Genomic DNA, 18,208 nt, shown 5'->3' on the forward strand with positions numbered 1-18,208 from the left:
ACCTCCATATCTCCAGGACTACTTTGCACCCAGCCCCGGCGGTGGCACAAAGCCGCCGAATTCGCGCTCGATCAGCCCGGCCAGCGCGATCGTCGTGCGGTCCTCGAGATGGGGGCCGATGATCTGGACGCCGATCGGCAGGTCCGAAGGCGTGCGCTCGATCGGGACGGCGGTTGCCGGAAGTCCGCAGGTCGAGGCGGGATCGGCCCAGATGAAGCAGGCATCCGAGTAATTGTAGAGCTTGCCGTCGATGTCGAGTTGCCGCGCATCGAACGGTTCGGACTGGTCCTGCGGAAAGGCCGGCACCGCTGCGGCCGGATAGATCACCGCGTCGAACTCGCGGAAAAACTGATGCCATTTCTGCTGCAGCTGCAGACGGGCCGCATCAGTCGCCAGCCACTCGCGATGAAGCATGCCCCAGCCGCGGGCGCGCTGGGCCTGCAGGCTGCGGTCGTCAGGCGCGAGTGTTGCGGCAAGCCCTTGCGCCTCCGCGAGGGCTGCCGGCGTGAGGCGGGGACTCCGCGCTCCGTTCAACAGCTTCATGTAAAGCCGGGCGGATTCAGCGAGATCGGGCAGCGATGGGCTCGCGCGCGAGACCCGTGCGCCCGATCTGTCGAGCCGGTCTGCCAGTCGCCCGATCGCCGAACGCACGGCGTCACCCGTCGGCATCAGCGGGTGAGTATCGATCACGAGAATCCTGAAATTCTTGAGATCGTCATGCCGCGGGGTGGGCAGCGCAAGGCGATAGCCGATGCCGTCGCGCGTCTCGTCCGGGCCGGCGATCACGTCGAGCGCCAGCGCAAGATCCGAAGCCGTGCGCGCCATCGGCCCGACGACAGCGAGATCGCCCTGGCCAGGGACGGGCGGTGCCGGCGGCAGGCTGTATCCGCGCAGCGGGACCAGGCCGAGGCTCGGCTTGTGTCCGAACACACCGCAGAAATGCGAGGGCACCCGGATCGAGCCGCCGATATCGGAGCCGATCGAGAGCGGACTGAACCCCGCCGCGAGGGCGGCTCCGCATCCGCCTGACGAGCCGCCGGGCGAGCGGCTGAGGTCCCAAGGATTGTTGGTCGTCCCGTAGATCTCGTTGTAGCTCTGGAAATCCCTGAGCCCGATCGGGATGTTGGTCTTGCCGATGATGACGGCGCCCGCTGCCTTCAACCGCGAGACGACGAGGGCATCTTCCGCCGGTCGGAAATCCCTGAAATGCGGAAAGCCCCAGGTCGTCGGCAGGCCCGCGACGTTGAACGGTTCCTTGAGCGTCACGGGAATGCCGAGCAATGGCAACCGCTCGCCGCGCGCGAGCGCGGCATCGGCGGCACCGGCCGCGTCTCTGGCCCGATCGAAATCGCGAACGATGATGGCGTTGATCTGCCCGTCCAGCGCCTCGATCCGCGCGATCGTGTGTTCGAGCAGCTCCGACGCAGACATCTTGCGCGCGCGCAGGGCGTCCAGAAGTGTGCTGATCGATCTGTAATCCCACTCAGCGCCATCTGCGCTCATCACGAACTCCGTTGTATCCCATCGCCGTGCCGAGACTTCCGGATGCAAACCGATCCGGGCACCGAACATGCAACTTTGAAAGCGGGATGAGGAGGCAGCGCAATGGGCACCAGATCTGCTTGCCGGCGGCACCGATGCGGAAGCCGGGCTTCGAAGCAGCTATGCCTTCCGACCCGTTAACGGATCGGCGCGACTGCAAACTGACAAGCGGCCATCGTGCAATTCTGCGCCTGTGTTGCCCGACGTGTCAAACGTCGGTGCTGGCGGGGCCTCGCGCGGTGCGGCGCGAAATTCTTCAATGATTTGTACTTTGCATGGGGTTGTTTTCGCGTTTTTTGTTTGGAGGCCCCCGAGCCGGACATCAACCGTCGGAGACGGTATCGATACGGGCGCTCCTAAGAATTCCTACACACAGTTCTGGCACGTTGCGCGCGACAATGTCCGCAACCTGCATCGTCGCTTCTTATCGCGCGCACGAAAAGACGGGCCCCGCGGGAACCGAGGGGCGTAAGCCATGACTGCACTAGCTTCCGACGCCGGTCGCGCCAGAGGCGGGATCGTGCCGATCCTGTTGTGCGTCGTGCCGTTCAGCCAGATTCCGCTCGATGCCTACACGCCCGGCCTGCCGCAGATGGTCGTGGATCTCGCCACTGATGCGGCCTCGATGCAGAACACCGTCACTGCCTACATGCTCGGCATGAGTTTGGCGCTGGTGCCGGTCGGCATCGCCTCCGACACGCTCGGCCGCCGCAACGTCCTGCTCGCGGGCCTGTCGGTGCTCGTCGCGATGAGCATCGCGTGTGCGCTCGCCACCAGCGCCTCGCTGCTGCTTGGTTTGCGCTTCCTGCAAGGCGTCGGCGGCTGCACCTGCCTCGTCGTCGCCTATGCGGTTGCGGCCGACTGCTTTCGCGGTCGCGAGCTCACGGCGATCTCCGGCCTGCTTGGTGCGGCCTGGGGGCTCGCGCCAGTGCTTGCGCCTGCGGCCGGCGGCTTCATCGTCGAGCTGACGTCATGGCGCGGCGTCTTCGTCATCATCGCTGCCGCCGCGGCGATCGTTGCCGTCATCGTCGCATGGCTTCTGCCCGAGACGCTGCCCGCTGATCGGCGGGCACCGTTCGATCCGCGCCGCACGGCCGGCATCCTGCACGATGCGTTGCTGCGTCCGGGTTTCCTGGCTTTCGTCCTGGTGTTTGCCGCGGCGGCCAGCGCGCAGCTCGCGTTCGGCGTCGTTGCGCCCTTCTTCTACCAGACTGGCCTTGGTTACTCGGCCGCGATCTACGGCCTCGTCGCGCTCGGCCTCGGCGGCGTCAATCTCGCCGGCGAGCTCGGCTGCGCACATTTCGCGCGCTTCATGCCGGCGCGGGTGCTGGGCTTCGGCGCTTTTGCGCTGTTTCTTGCCGGCTCGGTGGTCCTGACCGCGACAGGCATGATCCTCGGCCTCGACTTTGCGTCGATCACGATCGGCGGCGCGCTGGTGCTCGCCGGCTGCGGCGTGCTGTGTCCGATGATGTACGGCATGGCGCTCGGCCTGTTCGAACGCGACCACGGCCTGATCGGCGGTCTCATCAGCGCGCTCTGCTATCTCGCCGTCAGCGGCGCCATGGCGATCACGGCGGTTTTGCCCGAGGCGACGCAGGCGCCGATCGGATGGCTCTATCTCGGCCTCTGCACAATTGCAGGCACGCTGCTCGCGATCTCGTTGCCGTCAGCGCGCCAGACCACACAGACCTAGGGAAGGAACCAGCTTATGACCACCGTCGGTATCCGCGGCACGTTCTTCGATTTCGTCGACGACCCCTGGAAACACATCGGCAACGAGCAGGCCGCCGCGCGCTTTCACCAGGACGGCCTCATGGTCGTCATGGACGGCGTGATCAAGGCGTTCGGTCCGTATGACAAGGTCGCCGCCGCGCATCCCGGCGTCGAGATCACCCACATCAAGGACCGCATCATCGTCCCCGGTTTCATCGACGGTCACATCCATCTGCCGCAGACTCGCGTGCTCGGGGCCTATGGCGAGCAGCTGCTGCCGTGGCTGCAGAAGTGGGTCTATCCGGAAGAGCTCAAATACCGAGATCGCGATTACGCGCGCGAGGGCGTGAAGCGTTTCCTCGACGCGCTGCTAGCGTCCGGCACCACCACCTGCCAGGCCTTCACGAGCTCATCCCCTGTTTCCACCGAGGAATTGTTCGAGGAAGCGGCCCGCCGCAACATGCGCGTCATCGCGGGCCTCACCGGCATCGATCGCAATGCGCCGGCCGATTTCATCGATACGCCCGAGAATTTCTACCGCGACAGCAAGCGGCTGATCGCGCAGTATCACAACAAGGGCCGCAACCTCTACGCCATCACGCCGCGCTTCGCCTTCGGCGCCTCGCCGGAGCTGCTGAAAGCTTGCCAGCGCCTCAAGCACGAGCATCCGGATTGCTGGGTCAACACCCACATCTCCGAGAACCCGGCCGAGTGCAGCGGCGTGCTGGTCGAGCACCCGGACTGCCAGGATTATCTCGGCGTCTACGAGAAGTTCGACCTGGTCGGCCCGAAATTCTCCGGTGGCCACGGCGTCTATCTCTCGAACAACGAATTCCGCCGCATGTCGAAGAAGGGCGCGGCGGTGGTGTTCTGCCCGTGCTCGAACCTGTTCCTCGGCAGCGGCCTGTTCCGCCTCGGCCGCGCCACCGATCCGGAGCACCGCGTGAAGATGTCGTTCGGCACCGACGTCGGCGGCGGCAACCGCTTTTCGATGATCTCCGTGCTCGACGACGCCTACAAGGTCGGCATGTGCAACAACACGCTGCTCGACGGCAGCATCGATCCGACCCGCAAAGATCTGGCCGAAGCCGAGCGCAACAAGCTCTCGCCCTATCGCGGCTTCTGGTCGATCACGCTCGGCGGAGCCGAAGGCCTCTATATCGACGACAAGCTCGGCAATTTCGAGCCTGGCAAGGAAGCCGATTTCGTCGCGCTCGATCCGAATGGCGGGCAGATCGCGCAAGCGTGGCACCAGTCGCTGATCGCCGACGGCGCCGGCCCGCGCACGATGGACGAGGCCGCGAGCATGCTGTTCGCCGTCATGATGGTCGGCGACGATCGCTGCGTCGACGAGACCTGGGTGATGGGCAAGCGTCTCTACAAGAAGAACTGAAGCGGACGGCCGCTGATGAGCGCATCTCCTGATACGTCCGGCCAGCCGGTCGCCCTCGTCATCCAGCGCCGCATCGCCGATGACGGCTTTGCCGCGTTCGCGCGCTGGAACGGCGAAGTGGGCGAGGTGCTCAAGGCGTGGCCCGGATTCCTGGGCCAGGAAGTGGTGCCGCCGCGGCCGCCGGCCCAGGTTGATTGGGTGACGGTCCTGCGTTTCGCAAGCCCGGCCGCAGCGCGCGCCTGGCTTCAAAGCGAGGAGCGGACGCGGCTGATCGGCGAGGTGCAGCGCTTCTTTGTCGGTCCGGAGGACGTCCATATCCTGCCCGACAGCGGCGTCCAGCGTGACAATGCGGTCTCCGCCGTGATCTCCTTCAATGTGCCGGATGGACTCGAAGACGCGTTCCTCAAATGGCAGCAGCGCATCCAGGCCGCGGAGGCCGAGTTCAAGGGCTTCCTGCGCCACAAGATCGAGCGGCCGATTCCAGGTCTGCACGACGAATGGATCGTCATCCTGACGTTCGACAGCGATGCGAACCTCAACGCATGGCTCGACTCGCCGTTGCGGCAGACGCTGCTGAAAGAAGGCGAGCGCTTCAACGCCGGCATGAACGTGAAGCGGGCCAGCTACGGCTTCAATTTCTGGTTTCCCGCCGGCCAGGCGCAGGCTCCGGAGCAGAGCCTAGGCCTGATCTGGAAGAGCAACCTCATCGTGCTGCTGGTGCTCTATCCCGTGGTCTATCTCTGGGGCACTTTCATCAGCGGGCCGCTGATCGACAGAAACGGCGTGCCGGTCTGGCTGTCGCTCTTCATCGGCAATCTCGTCAGCACCCAGCTGCTCGGCTGGTGGCTGGTGCCTGCGGCCTTCAAGGCGCTCGGCTGGTGGGTCACGCCGAAGGCGACGATCGGTCGCCAGATCGCCGGCTATGCACTCCTTGCCGCGCTCTATGCCGCCTCGATGGGCCTGTACGCGCTGCTGCTCACGTGGCATTGGGGGCGGTGAGACCGTCCACCGCTGGACACGTGACGACATGTTCGCCCTGACATTTCTCGGGACCTCGGCCAGCGTTCCCTCGGCGGAGCGCAACCATCCGGCGCTCCTGGTGGAAGCCGCGGGCCAGCGCATCCTGGTCGATTGCGGCGAGGGCACGCAGCGCCAGCTGCTGCGCAGTGGCGCCGGTTTTCGGCGTCTCGATCGCATCCTGCTGACGCACGCTCATCTCGACCACGTGCTCGGCATCCCCGGGCTGTTTTCAACTCTGGGCTTGCGGCAGAGCGCCGGCGTGATGACGATTCATGGCGGGCAGGGCACGCTCGACATCGTCATCCGGATGCTCGCGGGCCTTTGGGGCGCGGGCAGGGCGCCGATCGCGGTCGAGTTCGCTGCCCTGACCGAGGGACAGGTCATCGACGCCGGTGACTTCACCATCGCCTGCTTTCCGGTCCGCCACCGCGACACCGACAGCTTTGGCTTCGTGCTCCAAAGCCCCGCACGTCGCCACCTTCGGCCCGATCGCCTTGCAGCCCTTGGCGTCCCGGATGGTCCCGTGCGCGGCGAGCTGGCTGCAGGACGGCCGGTCGTGATCGCCGATCGAACGATCGATCCGGAAGACGTCCTGGGCCCGCCGAGCGGCGGCAAGAGGCTCGTCGTGATCGGCGACGCCGAAACCACCGATGGCCTGTCGCAATACGTCGCTGACGCCGACATGCTGGTGATCGAGGCGACCTTCCTCGATCGCGACTCTTCGACCGCGCGCGACTATGGACATCTGACTGCGCGCGATGCGGCTGCCTTGGCGGCCGCGAGCCGTGTCGAACAGCTCGTGCTCACGCATCAGTCGGGCCGCTATGAGGACGGCGAGGTCCTTGCGGAGGCCGTGGCGATCTTTCCGAATACCCGGATCGCAGCCGACTTCGATCGCACCGTCGTCTAGCGAGGCATCGTTTCGGCGGGCCTCACAGGCCGGCAGCAACACCAAGACGGCCGATGCCGGGCAGCTTCACCGCGGGGCGTCGAAGGTCGAACCCGAGCACGGCGCCGAAGAAGTTGATCTCGAGACCTTCGACCCAGCCGAGCGTGAGGCCGAGGTAGCCGGAGAGCGAGGCGTAGAAGCCGGTGCGGGAGGCGGTCAAGCCGATCCATCGTCCGGAATAGGGATAGTCCTTGCCGACGGCAGTCGGCGGCAGAACCGCCCGAAGCTCGGGCACGGCGTCCAAAGCGGCTTGAACGAAGGTGTTCGAATTCGGACCCGGCCAAGCGCTGTAATCGCCATAGGTCCGAAATCTGTAGTTCTCGACGACGTATCGGATCTTGGGAATCAGCGATTCCGCCTTGGCGCCGTCGATGGCGACGACTGTTTCCGGCATGGCCCCGAACCAGCGGCCGTCGGGGACGAAACCATTGCTCCGGATCGGTTCCCCCCAAGCCGTGTAGTCATAACGACTGTAGCTTGCCGCGTCCTTCTCCTTGACGACGATCCAGGTGTGGACCGCGAATATGCTTCGCCACCGGACCGTTCGTGCGGCGTAGACTCGGATCAGGGCGTCCGGATGCGAGGCGGCGGGAGGCAGCAGGCCGGCGCTGGAACGATCTGCGGTCTGCCAGTTGCCGCGGCCATCCCCGACCCAGAAATATCGAGCGGCCGAAATCCCGATCGGCACGACGACCAGCAGCAAAAATATGAGCACGGATTTTCTCAAGGGAGATCAGGTTCGGCAGGGCGCGTTGACGATATAAGTCTCGAAATCTCTTCCACAATGATGCTCGCCAGCGCGCGAAGGCCGGCGGCGTTTTCGCCGTCGCAGACGGCGTCGCCTCTCTTCTTCTCCCTTCCGCTGTTGAGGAGAGGGGCAATCCACGGGAGCGCTTGCCAGCCCGGGGACGAGCGGGTAGAACCCTGCCACGCCTGAGCCGTGATTTGCGCCACCGCGCTTCCGGCGACAGTCGAACAAATCAGGAAGTTATTGAATTTGTTCGACTATTCCGTTGGGGAATGGTGTAACGGTAGCACAACAGACTCTGACTCTGTTTGTCTTGGTTCGAATCCAGGTTCCCCAGCCAGTTCCGGGCACTTTTTCGTCTTGCTCTCTCGCTAAGCTGCTCGGCAGGACGAGGTCCGGCTCGCGACGGTTTGCCTCATCTAAGATCCGCTTGTCCTTGTCGGATCGCCGTGCGCTCCATCGTCCTTGGACCATGCAACCAAGGAGATCCGTGATGCCCTATGTCGATGGTTTCGTGCTCGCCGTGCCCAAGGACAACATCGAAGCCTATAAGGCGATGGCCTCTACGGCCTGCGCGATCTGGATGGAGCACGGTGCGCTCGATTATGTCGAATGCATCGCCGACGACGTTCCCTATGGCGAGCTCACCTCGTTCCCTCGCGCGGTGATCGCGAAGGAGGACGAGGTCGTTGTGTTCGCCTGGATCGTCTACCGCGACCGTGAGGCCCGCGATGCCATCAACAAGAAGGTGATGGCAGACCCGCGGCTGAAGATGGAGGGCATGCCGTTCGACGGCAAGCGCATGATCTATGGCGGCTTCACGACGCTGCTGCGGGCGAGCGACATCGTGACCTGACGGCTGGCCGTTACTTGATCTTGTCGTAGGCGCCGGCGAAATCGCCGAGCGGCATCGGGATCGCGATGGTCTCCTTGGCCATGTTCTGGAAGGAGACCTTCAACTGCTTGCCCGACCGCAAGGACGCGAGCAGGTCGGCCGCGACCGGGGTCGAGGCATAGCAACCTCGGTTCTCGCAGGTCTGGATCTGGAGGTCGACCGTCTTGCCCTCGTCGACCTGAAGCTTGGCGCCGACCGGAAGGTTGAGACCGAGCGGCAACTGAAGCAGCGCAATCGGCGTGCGCGTGTCCGGCGCAATGCGGATGTTGATCAGGACGACGGTCTGCCCGGTCTTGGTCAGCACCGCGTTCTGCTCCATCGCGCATTCGAGCGGCGCCTCGCGGCTCGGGCTGGTGCAACGCACGATCCAGCCGGATTGCTGCGCCGGCGCGCCGTCGGCCTGGGGCTGAGTCGGGGCCGGCGCAGGCTGTGCCGCCGGGGCGGGGGCGTTCTTCTTCGCACCCTGCTGCGCATAGGCGGAGCTCGTGGACAACAGGACAGCAGCGGCGAGGGCGACAAGTCTGGATTGCATGAGCATGGCGAAACCGCGTTAGCGTGAACCGGGGTCTCGCTGTAGCGTCGCGCAAGACGCTGCGCAAGCTTACTCGGCGGCTTCCTTGACGGTGTGTGCGGGCGCCTCGTGGCCTTCGTCGTCACCCGAACGGCCCCAGGTGGAAAACCAGTTGTTGAGCTTGTCGAGATAGAGATAGACGACGGGCGTGGTGAACAGCGTCAGTGCCTGGCTGACGATCAGGCCGCCGACCATGGCGTAGCCGAGCGGCTGGCGGATCTCGGCGCCGGTGCCGTGACCGAGCATCAAGGGCACGCCGCCGAGCAGCGCGGCCATCGTCGTCATCATGATGGGGCGGAAGCGCAGCAGCGCGGCCTGGCGGATCGATTCCTCCGGCGTCTTGTGCTCGTCGCGTTCGGCGGCGATCGCGAAGTCGACCATCATGATGCCGTTCTTCTTCACGATGCCGATCAGGAGAATGATTCCGATCAACGCAATCAGGCTGAAGTCGAATCCGGCGGCCATCAGGATCGCGAGCGCGCCGACCCCGGCCGAGGGCAGGGTCGACAGAATCGTGATTGGATGGATGTAGCTCTCGTAGAGGATGCCCAGGATCAGATAGACCACGACGAGCGCGGCGAGGATCAGCAGCGGAACGGTGCCGAGCGACTGCTGGAACGCCTGCGCGGTACCCTGGAAGCTGGAATTGAGTGTCGGCGGCGTCCCGAGTTCGGCCATCGCCCGCTGCACGGCCTCGGTGGCCTGTCCGAGCGCGACGCCTTGCGCGAGGTTGAAGCTGATCGTGATCGACGGAAACTGGCCCTGGTGGCTGATCGAGAGCGGGCGGACCGGATCGGTAGTCCAGGTCGCGAACGTCGATAGCGGCACCTGCTCGCCGGTCAGCGGCGATTTGAGATAGAGCTTGTTGAGCGTATCGAGGTTGCCCTGCATCTCCGGCAGGATCTCCAGGATCACCTTGTAGGTGTTGAGCTGGGTAAAATACTGCGTGACCTGCCGCTGTCCGAAGGAATCATACAGCGTGTCGTCGATCAGCTGAGGCTGGATGCCGTAGCGCGAGGCGGTATCGCGGTTGATCTTGAGCTGGACCGTGGTGCCCTGCGTCTGCTGGTCGGTCGCAACGTCGCGCAACTGCGGCAGCGTCTGCATCTTGGCGAGGATCTTGGGCGCCCATTCGTTGAGCTCGTCCAGATTGGCGTCCTGCAGCGTGAATTCGAACTGGGTGCGCGTCGGCCGGCCACCGAGCCGCACGTCCTGCGCCGCCTGCATATAAAGGCGGGCGCCTTCGACCTTGTCGAACTGGGGACGCAGTCGCGCGATGATCTGCTGCGCCGAGGCCTCTCGCTGATCGCGAGGCTTCAGCGTGATGAACAGATTGCCGTTGTTGCCGGCGCGGCCGCTGCCGCCGATAGACATGGCAACGCTGGCGACGTCGGGATCGGCGAGGATGATCTTGCCGAGCTGTTCCTGGCGCCGGGTCATCTCCTTGAACGAAATGTCCTGCGAGGCTTCGGACGTAGCCGTGATCAGGCCGACGTCCTGCTGCGGGAAGAAGCCCTTCGGGATCAGGACGAACAGATAGATCGACAATCCGAGCGTCGCGAAGAAGATCGCAAGCGTGGTGCGCCGCCAGGCGAGGGCGTGATCCAGAGCATATTCATAACCGCGCAGCAATCCGTCGAAAGCGCGCTCGCTCCATTGGTAGAACCGGCCGTGCTGCACCTCGCCATGGGCGCGCAGGAAGCGCGAGGCCATCATCGGCGTCAGGGTCAGCGACACGAACATCGACACGAAGATCGTCATCGCCAGCACGACGGCGAATTCGCGGAACAGGCGCCCGATGATGCCGCCCATCAGCAAGAGTGGGATCAGCACCGCGACCAGCGAGATGCTGATCGAGACGATGGTGAAGCCGATTTCCTTGGAGCCCTTGAAGGCGGCCTCCATCGGCGAGTCGCCTTCCTCAATGTAGCGGGTGATGTTCTCGAGCATCACGATGGCGTCGTCGACCACGAAACCGACCGCAATGGTGAGTGCCATCAGCGACAGATTGTCCAGCGAATATCCGACCGGCCACATCAGGGCGCACGCGCCCAGTAGCGCCAATGGCACTGTCACCGTGGGAATGACGGTGGCCCAGAAGCTGCGCAGGAAGATGAAAATCACCATGACCACGAGCGCAATGGTCAAGAGCAGCGTGAACTGGACGTCTTCGACCGCGGCGCGGATCGTCGCGGTGCGGTCGCTGATCAGCTCGATCTTGATGGCGGGCGGAATGGCAGCCACCAGCCGGGGCAGGGTGGCCTTGATGCGGTCGACGGTCTCGATGACGTTGGCGCCGGGCTGCTTGAAGATCACCAGGAACACGCCGCGCTTGCCGTTGGCCCACGCCGCCTGCTTGGCGTCTTCGGCGGCGCTGACCGCCTGGCCGATGTCGCGAATGCGCAACGGACCGCCGTTGCGGTACGCGATGATGACGTCGTTCCAGTCCTTCGCGTGGGTAAGCTGGTCGTTGGCGTAGATCGTGTAGGCGCGCTTCTCGCCGTCGATATTGCCCTTGGGGCTGTCGACCGTCGTGATCGCGATCTGGCTGCGGACGTCCTCCATCGACAGGCCCTTTGCCACGAGCTTGCCCGGATCGACCTGAATGCGGATCGACGGTTTCTGCTGTCCGCCGATGAAGACCTGCGCGACGCCCGAAAGCTGGCTGATCTGCTGGGCGAGCTGCGCGTCGACGGCGTCGCTGACGCTGGTCAGAGGCAGCGTCTCGGAGGTTGCCGACAGCAGCAGGATCGGGGCGTCCGCCGGGTTGACCTTGCGATAGGTCGGCGGCGAGGGCAGGTTCTTCGGCAACTGGCCGCTGGCGGCGTTGATGGCGCCCTGGACGTCGTTGGCGGCGCCGTCGATGCTGCGATTGAGGTCGAACTGGATGGTGATCGACGCCGTGCCCAGATAGCTCGTCGAGGTCATCTGGGCGATGCCGGGGATCTGGGCGAACTGCCGTTCGAGCGGCTGCGCCACCGACGAGGCCATCGTCTCCGGGCTGCCGCCGGGCAGGTTCGCGGTGATCTGGATGGTCGGGAAGTCCACCTGCGGCAGCGGTGCGACCGGCAGCAGGGGATAGGCGACGAGGCCGACGAAAAGGATGCCGGCCATCAGCAGCGAGGTGCCGATGGGATAACGGATGAAAGGTGCCGAAATCCCGCCCCCAATCATTCCTGTCGAACCTTTTTCTGGGCCGGATCCGAGCTCGCCACCGCTGTCGAGACGACGCTTCCGGGCTGCACCTTGAACTGACCGCCGACGATGACCTGCTGTCCGGGGATCAGGCCCTCATCGACGACCGAACGTCCATCGATGGCGTAGCTGACCTTGATCTTGTGCATCTCGGCCTTGTTGTCCTGATTGACCGTATAGGCGTACAGGCCGTTGGTGGAATGCTGGACCGCATCGTCGGGGACCACCGTGGCATCCTTCAGGGTCCGCACCAGAAGCCGCGTCGAAACCGACTGGCCCGGCCACAGCGCGTGGTCCTTGTTGTCGAACAAAGCCTTGAGCCGAATGGTCCCGCTGCTGGTGTCGACCTGGTTGTTGATGACCGCGAGCTTGCCTTCGGCCAGCGTCTTCTTGCCGTCGGTGGTGAAGGCGATCACCTTGAGCGCGCCGGCCCGCTGGCCTTCGCTGATATAGGGGAGCTGGTCTTCCGGCGCCGTGAAGATCACGGTGATCGGCTCGACCTGCGAGATCGTGACGATGCCCGTCTGCGTCGAGGCGTTGACGATGTTGCCGATGTCGACCTGGCGGAGCCCTGCGACGCCCGTGATCGGCGCCTTGATCTGCGTGTAGTCGAGCTGGGTCTGGGCGTTGGCGATCGCGGCTTCGTCGCCGGCGATCTGGGCGGTGAGCTGGGCGACGGTGGAGCGCTGGGTATCGACCCGCTGTGCGGTGGAGAATTCGCCAAGCTTCATGGCGCGCTGGAGTTCGAGATTGGCGTTGGCGAGGTTCGCCTCGTCCTGTGCCTTCTTGGCCTTGGCCTGGTCCAGCGCGGCCTGATAGGGGCGGGGATCGATCGAGACCAGAAGATCGCCCTGCTGGACGATCTGGCCCTCTTTGAACTCGAGCCTGGTGATCTGACCATCCACTCGGCTGCGGACCTGCACGGTGTTGAAGCCCTGAACCGTGCCGAGACCGGTGAGGTAGACCGGGAAGTCGAGCTTCTGAACCGGCGCGACGCTCACGGGGACGGCGGGCTGGCGGGGTGGACCTTTCTGGGCGGTCTGGGTTTTTCCGGCCTCGGACCCGAATTTCTGCCAGCCATAGTAACCCGCGGAGGCCACTGCCGCGATGATCAGAAGCCAGAGGATCGGCCGGGACTTTTTCATGTCGTCTCGTGTCGGCTCGTATGCCCTCAGCTACGAATTATCGGGCAATCGCAGGGTTCCAGCGGTTTGTATAATACACGCCAAGTTCCAGTGTAAACAGCACTAACAGTTGAGAATCCTAAACAATTGGAAAGCTTTGCACCGTCTGGGCAGTGCTCTGGCGCGGCGGTGTGCAGTGCTGGATCTCCCGACCGGACCGATCGGCGGGCCGGTCTTGTGCGGCACCCGCAGATGGAGCGCGCCGCGCCTGCGCCGCTCCTGGGGCTGGCAACGAGAGTGGTTCTAAATCGCGCGGAAGCCGTTTCGGTTGTCAGGAATTTCGGCATCGTTCATATCGGCGCCGCCACAAAGGGAGCGCAGCATGGACGAATTGAATGGCAAGCTGATCGCGTGTCAGATCCTGATCACGGGATTGATCGCGCGTGTGGCCAACGAGCAGCGCGATCCCTTGCGCTTCCTCACCGACTTCCGGGACGAGATCAAGGCCGTCGTAAACGGCGTCAATATCGCCGGCATGGACAGCACCGATCGCGTGCGTGCCGTCGCGCAGAAGACCGTCGATGAATTGTTCTCGCTGATGAAGCCGCCGCACAGTGATTGAACGAGTGCCGGCAGGACTCGCGGGGTCCTTCCAACTTTGCGAAATCCGTGCGCGCTCCGATCTGGACAAATTCAAATGTGCGGACGGACATGTTGCATTGACCTGATTTTGCCCGATCGATAGGACCGCATTGTTGCAAGCATCTCCGTCTCGATCACGCGCATCAACCGGCGCCCTGATGAAGGCATTTGGGGACAGCAGCAATCGAAATGCAGATTAGAACGCTTCAACTTTAGAGCCGTTCGAAACTGCGAGCCCCGTCGAGTTTAGAATCGTTTTGAAATGAACGGATTCAGTCGGAATGTTGGCCTGATCGCGTTGACCCTCGTTAACACGCCCGATAGCACCATTGCGTCGAGTTGTCGCAATGCGACCAATCGTCGTTGAATTAGTGGGGCGTGAAATGGGGAATGTTAGATCACCGCGGTCATTGCGTTCGACCGTGTTGAAAAAGTCTGTCGACAACAATTTCGATGCTGCTGCGGGCAAGACAGTTTCCGCCGTTGCAAGCCTGATAGCAGTCGCGACGGTCTCGAGCGGCGCAGAGGCGCAGCAGTCGAACCTGCCGCCGGTGACGGTTGACGCTCCTGTCGCGCGCCCGCGTCCGACGGCCTCGAAGCCTTCGCCGGAGCAGGTCCGTGCCCGCAACGCGCTTCGCCGCGCCGCGCAACGCGAGCAGGCGGCCCAGCAGGCCGCGCCGACTGCGCCGTCTGGCGCTCCCGACAGCAATCCCTATGCCGATCCGGCCGCGCCCTACAAGGTCGACCACGTCCAGGCCTCGGGCAAGTTTCCCGAGAAGATGCTGAACACGCCCAAGTCCATCACGGTGCTCAGCAAGGAAGTGCTCGAGGACAAGAACGCGACGACGCTGAAGGAAATCGGGCGTTCGACCGCGGGCGTGACGCTGGGCTCAGGCGAAGGCGGCAACGCGTTCGGTGACCGCTTCTTCATCCGCGGCTTCGACGCGCGCAACGACGTTTTCATCGACGGCATCCGCGATCCCGCCGTTTCCATCCGCGAGAACTTCTTCACCGAGCAGATCGAGATCCTGCGCGGCCCGGCATCGTCCTATGCCGGCCGCGGCACGGCCGGCGGCGCCATCAACATCGTCACCAAGCAGGCCGGCGACGTCAATTTCAAGCGCATGGACTCCGAGTTCGGCACCGATCAGACCAAGCGTGTCACGCTCGACGTCAACCAGGTCATCGACCCGACCTTCTCGGTGCGCGCCGGCGGCCTGTTCCAGGATGCCAACGTGGCCGGTCGAAACTACGTCACCGATGATCGCTGGGGCACCTTCATCTCGACCAAATACACTCCGACCAGCGACATCAAGATCACGACGAACTACGTCCACACCGACCTCAGCGGCTATCCCGATTTCGGCGTGCCCTTTTACAGGCAGGGTAATGTGCCGGTGACGTCGGCCGGCATTCCGCGCGGAAACTGGTACGGCTTCCTCAACCGCGACTTCCAGACCGCGCGGCAGGATTTCGGCACCGGCATCATCGAGTACAAGGTCAACGAGGCCATCACGCTGACCAGCAAGGTGCGCGGCGAGCACTCGGTGCTCAACTACATCGGCACGCTGCCGCAGAATCCGAACACCACCAGCCCCAATCCGCTGCTCTGGACCACGACGGCGAGCGCGCAGAGCCGCTACCAGACCGTGGACGTGTGGGCCAACCAGAACGAGGCCACGTTCAAGCTCGATACCGGCGGGGTCAAGCATACCGCGGTATTCGGTGTAGAATATGCGAACGAGAACATCTCGATCGACCGCTACGCCGGCCTCGCGTCTGAGCTGTCCGGTTCCGCCTTCACCAGCACCGGCGCCGTGACGGGGGTCAATCTCTACTCGCCACAGTACACCTACATTCCTTTCGGCATACCGTCGCTGCTCGGAAATCCGACGCGCTATGGCGTCAACACCAGCAGCGTCTATGTCATGGACACCGCGAACTGGCAGGACACCATCATCGTCAACGGCGGCGTGCGCTATGACGGCTATAGCCAGAGCGCGTCGAACAATTCGAACTATGTGAAACAGAACGCCGATTTGGTGAACTACAACGTCGGCCTCGTCTACAAGCCGATGTCGATCGGCAGCATCTATGCAGCCTACGCGACCTCGGCCAATCCGTTCGGCTCGGAGCTGGACGCGACCGCCACCGACTACGGCGGTGTTCCGCCCAACGCGACCCTCCTGCTCGGGCCCGAGCGCAACAAGGCGATCGAGGTCGGCACCAAATGGGAGCTCGCTGATCGCCACCTGCTGGTGACGGGCGCGTTGTTCCAGACCACCAAGGACAACGCGCGCGAGACCGTCAGCGGCTTGCTGACGTCGGGCGCGGCCTACAGGATCCAGGGCATCGACATCGAAGCCGAGGGCAAGATCACCGATCGCTGGAGCATCTTCGGCGGCCTGGTGCTGATGCAGTCCAAGGTCACGCAGAGCGGCGTTGCCTCGAATCTCGGCCTGCAGCTCGCCAATGTTGCCCACCAGTCGTTCAGCATGCTGACCAAGTACAAGTTCGACGGCGGCTGGGAGCTCGGCGGGCAGGCGGTGTACCGCTCGAAGGTTTACGGCGGCACGTTTGCGGCCAACACCAACGAGCTGCCGAGCTATTGGCGCTTCGATGCGTTCGTCGAGAAGAGGATCGACCTGAACTGGACCATGAAGTTCTACGCGCAGAACCTCACGAACAAGCTCTATTACGACTCGTTCTATCGCAGCGCGGTTCCGTTCGTGGCGGTCGCGCCGGGCCGAGCCTTCTACATCGTCACGACTGCGAAGTTCTGATCATGTTGACCTGCCTGCCAGCCGTTCTCAGCAAGGATGATGTGGGGGATTTCCGCCGCATCATGGCTGCGAGCGACTGGGAGGACGGCCGCTCCACCGCCGGCGCCCAGTCGGCGATGGTCAAGCGCAACGAGCAACTGCCGCCCGATAGCGAGGTCGCGCGAAAACTCGGCAACCGCATCATCTCGGCGCTGACGTCGAATCCACGTTTCGTCGCGGCGGCCATCCCGCTCCAGATCTTCCCGCCGTTGTTCAACCGCTATGCCGCAAGTAGCGGGCACCATTTCGGCCTGCATGTCGACAACGCGATCCGCGGTGACCGTCTGACCGGCCTTCGCATTCGCACAGACCTGTCGGTCACCCTGTTCCTCGCCGAGCCGGAAGAATACGACGGTGGCGAACTTGTGATCGAGGACACTTACGGCTCGCACGAAGTGAAGTTGCCGGCCGGCGACTGCGTGCTCTATCCCTCCACCAGCCTCCATCTCGTCACCCCCGTGACGAGGGGAACGCGGGTTGCGTCTTTCTTCTGGCTTCAGAGCATGATACGGGACGATCAAGCTCGGAGCATGATCTTTGACCTCGACACCGCGATACAGGCGCTGGTGGAACGGCTCGGGCGTGACGATCCCGAAACGGTCAAATTGACGGGTATCTATCACAACCTCATTCGCTACTGGGCCGAAGTATGAAGACCATGACCTCAAAAGCAAGCCTTGCCGCAGCCGCGATGCTGGCGGTCGCCTGGCTCGCATCTCCTGTTTCCGCCCAGACGCAATCCCCGCCGGCACCGGCGCAATCGACGGCTCAGCCGGCCCCGGCAGCAACCGGGCCCAGTGCTCCGGCGCCTTCGGCTTCGACGGCAACCGTGCCCGCAGCTCCAACGGCGGCCACCGTTTCGACGACCGCCAAGCCTGATGCTGCGGCCGTCGCGCCGGCGATGAAGGAGCTGTCGCCCTGGGTCATGTTCATGTCGGCCGACGTCATCGTGAAGGCGGTGATGATCGGGCTCGCCTTCGCATCGCTGGTGACCTGGACCGTCTTCATCGCCAAGTCGGTCGAACTGTCGGTCGCATCGGCCAAGCTTCGTTCGGCACTGAAGAAGATTTCGGAGACGCGTTCCCTTGCCGAAGCGCAGATGGCGCTCGGAGCCAAGGAGGGGATCCTGCCGTCCTTCCTGGCGGCCGCCCTGCGCGAGGCGCGCATGTCGGCCGGCCTGTCCAGCGATGCCGGCATCAAGGAGCGCGCGGCCTCCAGCTTTTCGGAGATCGTGCGCGCCGAGGCACGACGCATCCGGACCGGCATGGGCGTGCTCGCGACCATCGGCTCGACGTCCCCCTTCGTCGGCCTGTTCGGCACGGTCTGGGGCATCATGAACAGCTTCATCGGCATCTCGAAGTCGCAGACCACGAACCTTGCCGTCGTTGCGCCCGGCATCGCCGAGGCACTGCTCGCCACCGCGATCGGCCTCGTCGCCGCGATCCCCGCCGTCATCATCTACAATCACTTCTCACGCGTGACGAAGGGCTATCTCGAACTCGTCAGCCGCGCCTCGGGTGCCGCGGGGCGGCTGCTCTCGCGTGATCTCGACCGCAGCCACGGCAGCGTGCACTCGCGCGCAGCGGAGTGAACC

The 18,208-nt window shown here is 64.1% G+C and carries 14 protein-coding genes and 1 tRNA gene; 10 read left to right on the forward strand and 5 right to left on the reverse strand.

Features of this window, described 5'->3' with window-relative positions:
• Positions 1-18: 18 nt before the first annotated feature.
• Positions 19-1,503 carry an amidase gene (locus tag ACFDR6_RS09030; protein WP_375858085.1) on the reverse strand — a complete coding sequence of 495 codons (1,485 nt, stop codon included), beginning with the start codon at positions 1,501-1,503 and terminating at the stop codon, positions 19-21.
• 514 nt (positions 1,504-2,017) lie between these two features.
• Here ACFDR6_RS09030 and ACFDR6_RS09035 point away from each other — a divergent pair.
• The 4 genes from ACFDR6_RS09035 to ACFDR6_RS09050 are packed head-to-tail and all read left to right on the forward strand — an operon-like array spanning position 2,018 to position 6,578.
• On the forward strand, positions 2,018-3,235 hold the full coding sequence (locus ACFDR6_RS09035) for a multidrug effflux MFS transporter (protein WP_375858086.1): 1,218 nt from the start codon (positions 2,018-2,020) through the stop codon (positions 3,233-3,235).
• Positions 3,236-3,250: 15 nt separating this feature from the next.
• A complete protein-coding gene (gene guaD / locus ACFDR6_RS09040) occupies positions 3,251-4,648 on the forward strand; it encodes a guanine deaminase (protein WP_375858087.1) in 1,398 nt (465 codons plus the stop codon).
• Positions 4,649-4,663: 15 nt separating this feature from the next.
• Positions 4,664-5,647, forward strand: a complete 984-nt coding sequence (locus ACFDR6_RS09045) for an antibiotic biosynthesis monooxygenase (protein WP_375858088.1) — start codon at positions 4,664-4,666, stop codon at positions 5,645-5,647.
• A 28-nt stretch (positions 5,648-5,675) separates the two neighbouring features.
• Positions 5,676-6,578: a ribonuclease Z gene (locus ACFDR6_RS09050; RefSeq protein WP_375858089.1), complete on the forward strand. Its 903-nt coding sequence runs from the start codon at positions 5,676-5,678 to the stop codon at positions 6,576-6,578.
• Between the two features lie 22 nt (positions 6,579-6,600).
• On the opposite strand, the gene ACFDR6_RS09055 is transcribed toward ACFDR6_RS09050, so the two are convergent.
• Positions 6,601-7,332, reverse strand: a complete 732-nt coding sequence (locus ACFDR6_RS09055) for a DUF3750 domain-containing protein (RefSeq protein WP_317239911.1) — start codon at positions 7,330-7,332, stop codon at positions 6,601-6,603.
• 299 nt (positions 7,333-7,631) lie between these two features.
• Here ACFDR6_RS09055 and ACFDR6_RS09060 point away from each other — a divergent pair.
• Together ACFDR6_RS09060 and ACFDR6_RS09065 are read left to right on the forward strand one after the other, a co-directional pair.
• Positions 7,632-7,705 (forward strand) — tRNA-Gln (locus ACFDR6_RS09060).
• A 153-nt stretch (positions 7,706-7,858) separates the two neighbouring features.
• Positions 7,859-8,221: a DUF1428 domain-containing protein gene (locus ACFDR6_RS09065; RefSeq protein ID WP_212086850.1), complete on the forward strand. Its 363-nt coding sequence runs from the start codon at positions 7,859-7,861 to the stop codon at positions 8,219-8,221.
• Between the two features lie 10 nt (positions 8,222-8,231).
• Here ACFDR6_RS09065 and ACFDR6_RS09070 read toward each other — a convergent pair whose 3' ends face one another.
• The 3 genes from ACFDR6_RS09070 to ACFDR6_RS09080 form a co-directional block, all read right to left on the reverse strand.
• Positions 8,232-8,798 (reverse strand): invasion associated locus B family protein, encoded by a 567-nt coding sequence (locus ACFDR6_RS09070; RefSeq protein ID WP_212086847.1) that lies wholly within the window; start codon positions 8,796-8,798, stop codon positions 8,232-8,234.
• A gap of 63 nt (positions 8,799-8,861) precedes the next feature.
• Positions 8,862-12,005 (reverse strand): multidrug efflux RND transporter permease subunit, encoded by a 3,144-nt coding sequence (locus tag ACFDR6_RS09075; protein WP_212086844.1) that lies wholly within the window; start codon positions 12,003-12,005, stop codon positions 8,862-8,864.
• Entirely contained in the window at positions 12,002-13,171 is a 1,170-nt protein-coding gene (locus ACFDR6_RS09080) for an efflux RND transporter periplasmic adaptor subunit (protein ID WP_212086842.1), read from the reverse strand. Before ACFDR6_RS09080 ends, ACFDR6_RS09075 begins: the two co-directional genes overlap by 4 nt.
• 361 nt (positions 13,172-13,532) lie before the next feature.
• On the opposite strand from ACFDR6_RS09080, the gene ACFDR6_RS09085 reads away from it, so the two are divergent.
• The 4 genes from ACFDR6_RS09085 (at position 13,533) to exbB (ending at position 18,205) form a co-directional block, all read left to right on the forward strand.
• Positions 13,533-13,772, forward strand: a complete 240-nt coding sequence (locus ACFDR6_RS09085) for a hypothetical protein (protein WP_212086833.1) — start codon at positions 13,533-13,535, stop codon at positions 13,770-13,772.
• Between the two features lie 403 nt (positions 13,773-14,175).
• Positions 14,176-16,575 (forward strand): TonB-dependent receptor, encoded by a 2,400-nt coding sequence (locus ACFDR6_RS09090; RefSeq protein WP_375858090.1) that lies wholly within the window; start codon positions 14,176-14,178, stop codon positions 16,573-16,575.
• A 2-nt stretch (positions 16,576-16,577) separates the two neighbouring features.
• Positions 16,578-17,267 carry a Fe2+-dependent dioxygenase gene (locus ACFDR6_RS09095; protein ID WP_375858091.1) on the forward strand — a complete coding sequence of 230 codons (690 nt, stop codon included), beginning with the start codon at positions 16,578-16,580 and terminating at the stop codon, positions 17,265-17,267.
• Positions 17,264-18,205 (forward strand): tonB-system energizer ExbB, encoded by a 942-nt coding sequence (gene exbB / locus ACFDR6_RS09100; RefSeq protein ID WP_375858092.1) that lies wholly within the window; start codon positions 17,264-17,266, stop codon positions 18,203-18,205. Before ACFDR6_RS09095 ends, exbB begins: the two co-directional genes overlap by 4 nt.
• The last annotated feature ends 3 nt before the right edge of the window (positions 18,206-18,208 follow it).

Origin of the sequence: Bradyrhizobium tunisiense (assembly GCF_042263385.1) — a bacterium.
In the GTDB taxonomy this organism is placed as follows: domain Bacteria; phylum Pseudomonadota; class Alphaproteobacteria; order Rhizobiales; family Xanthobacteraceae; genus Bradyrhizobium; species Bradyrhizobium tunisiense.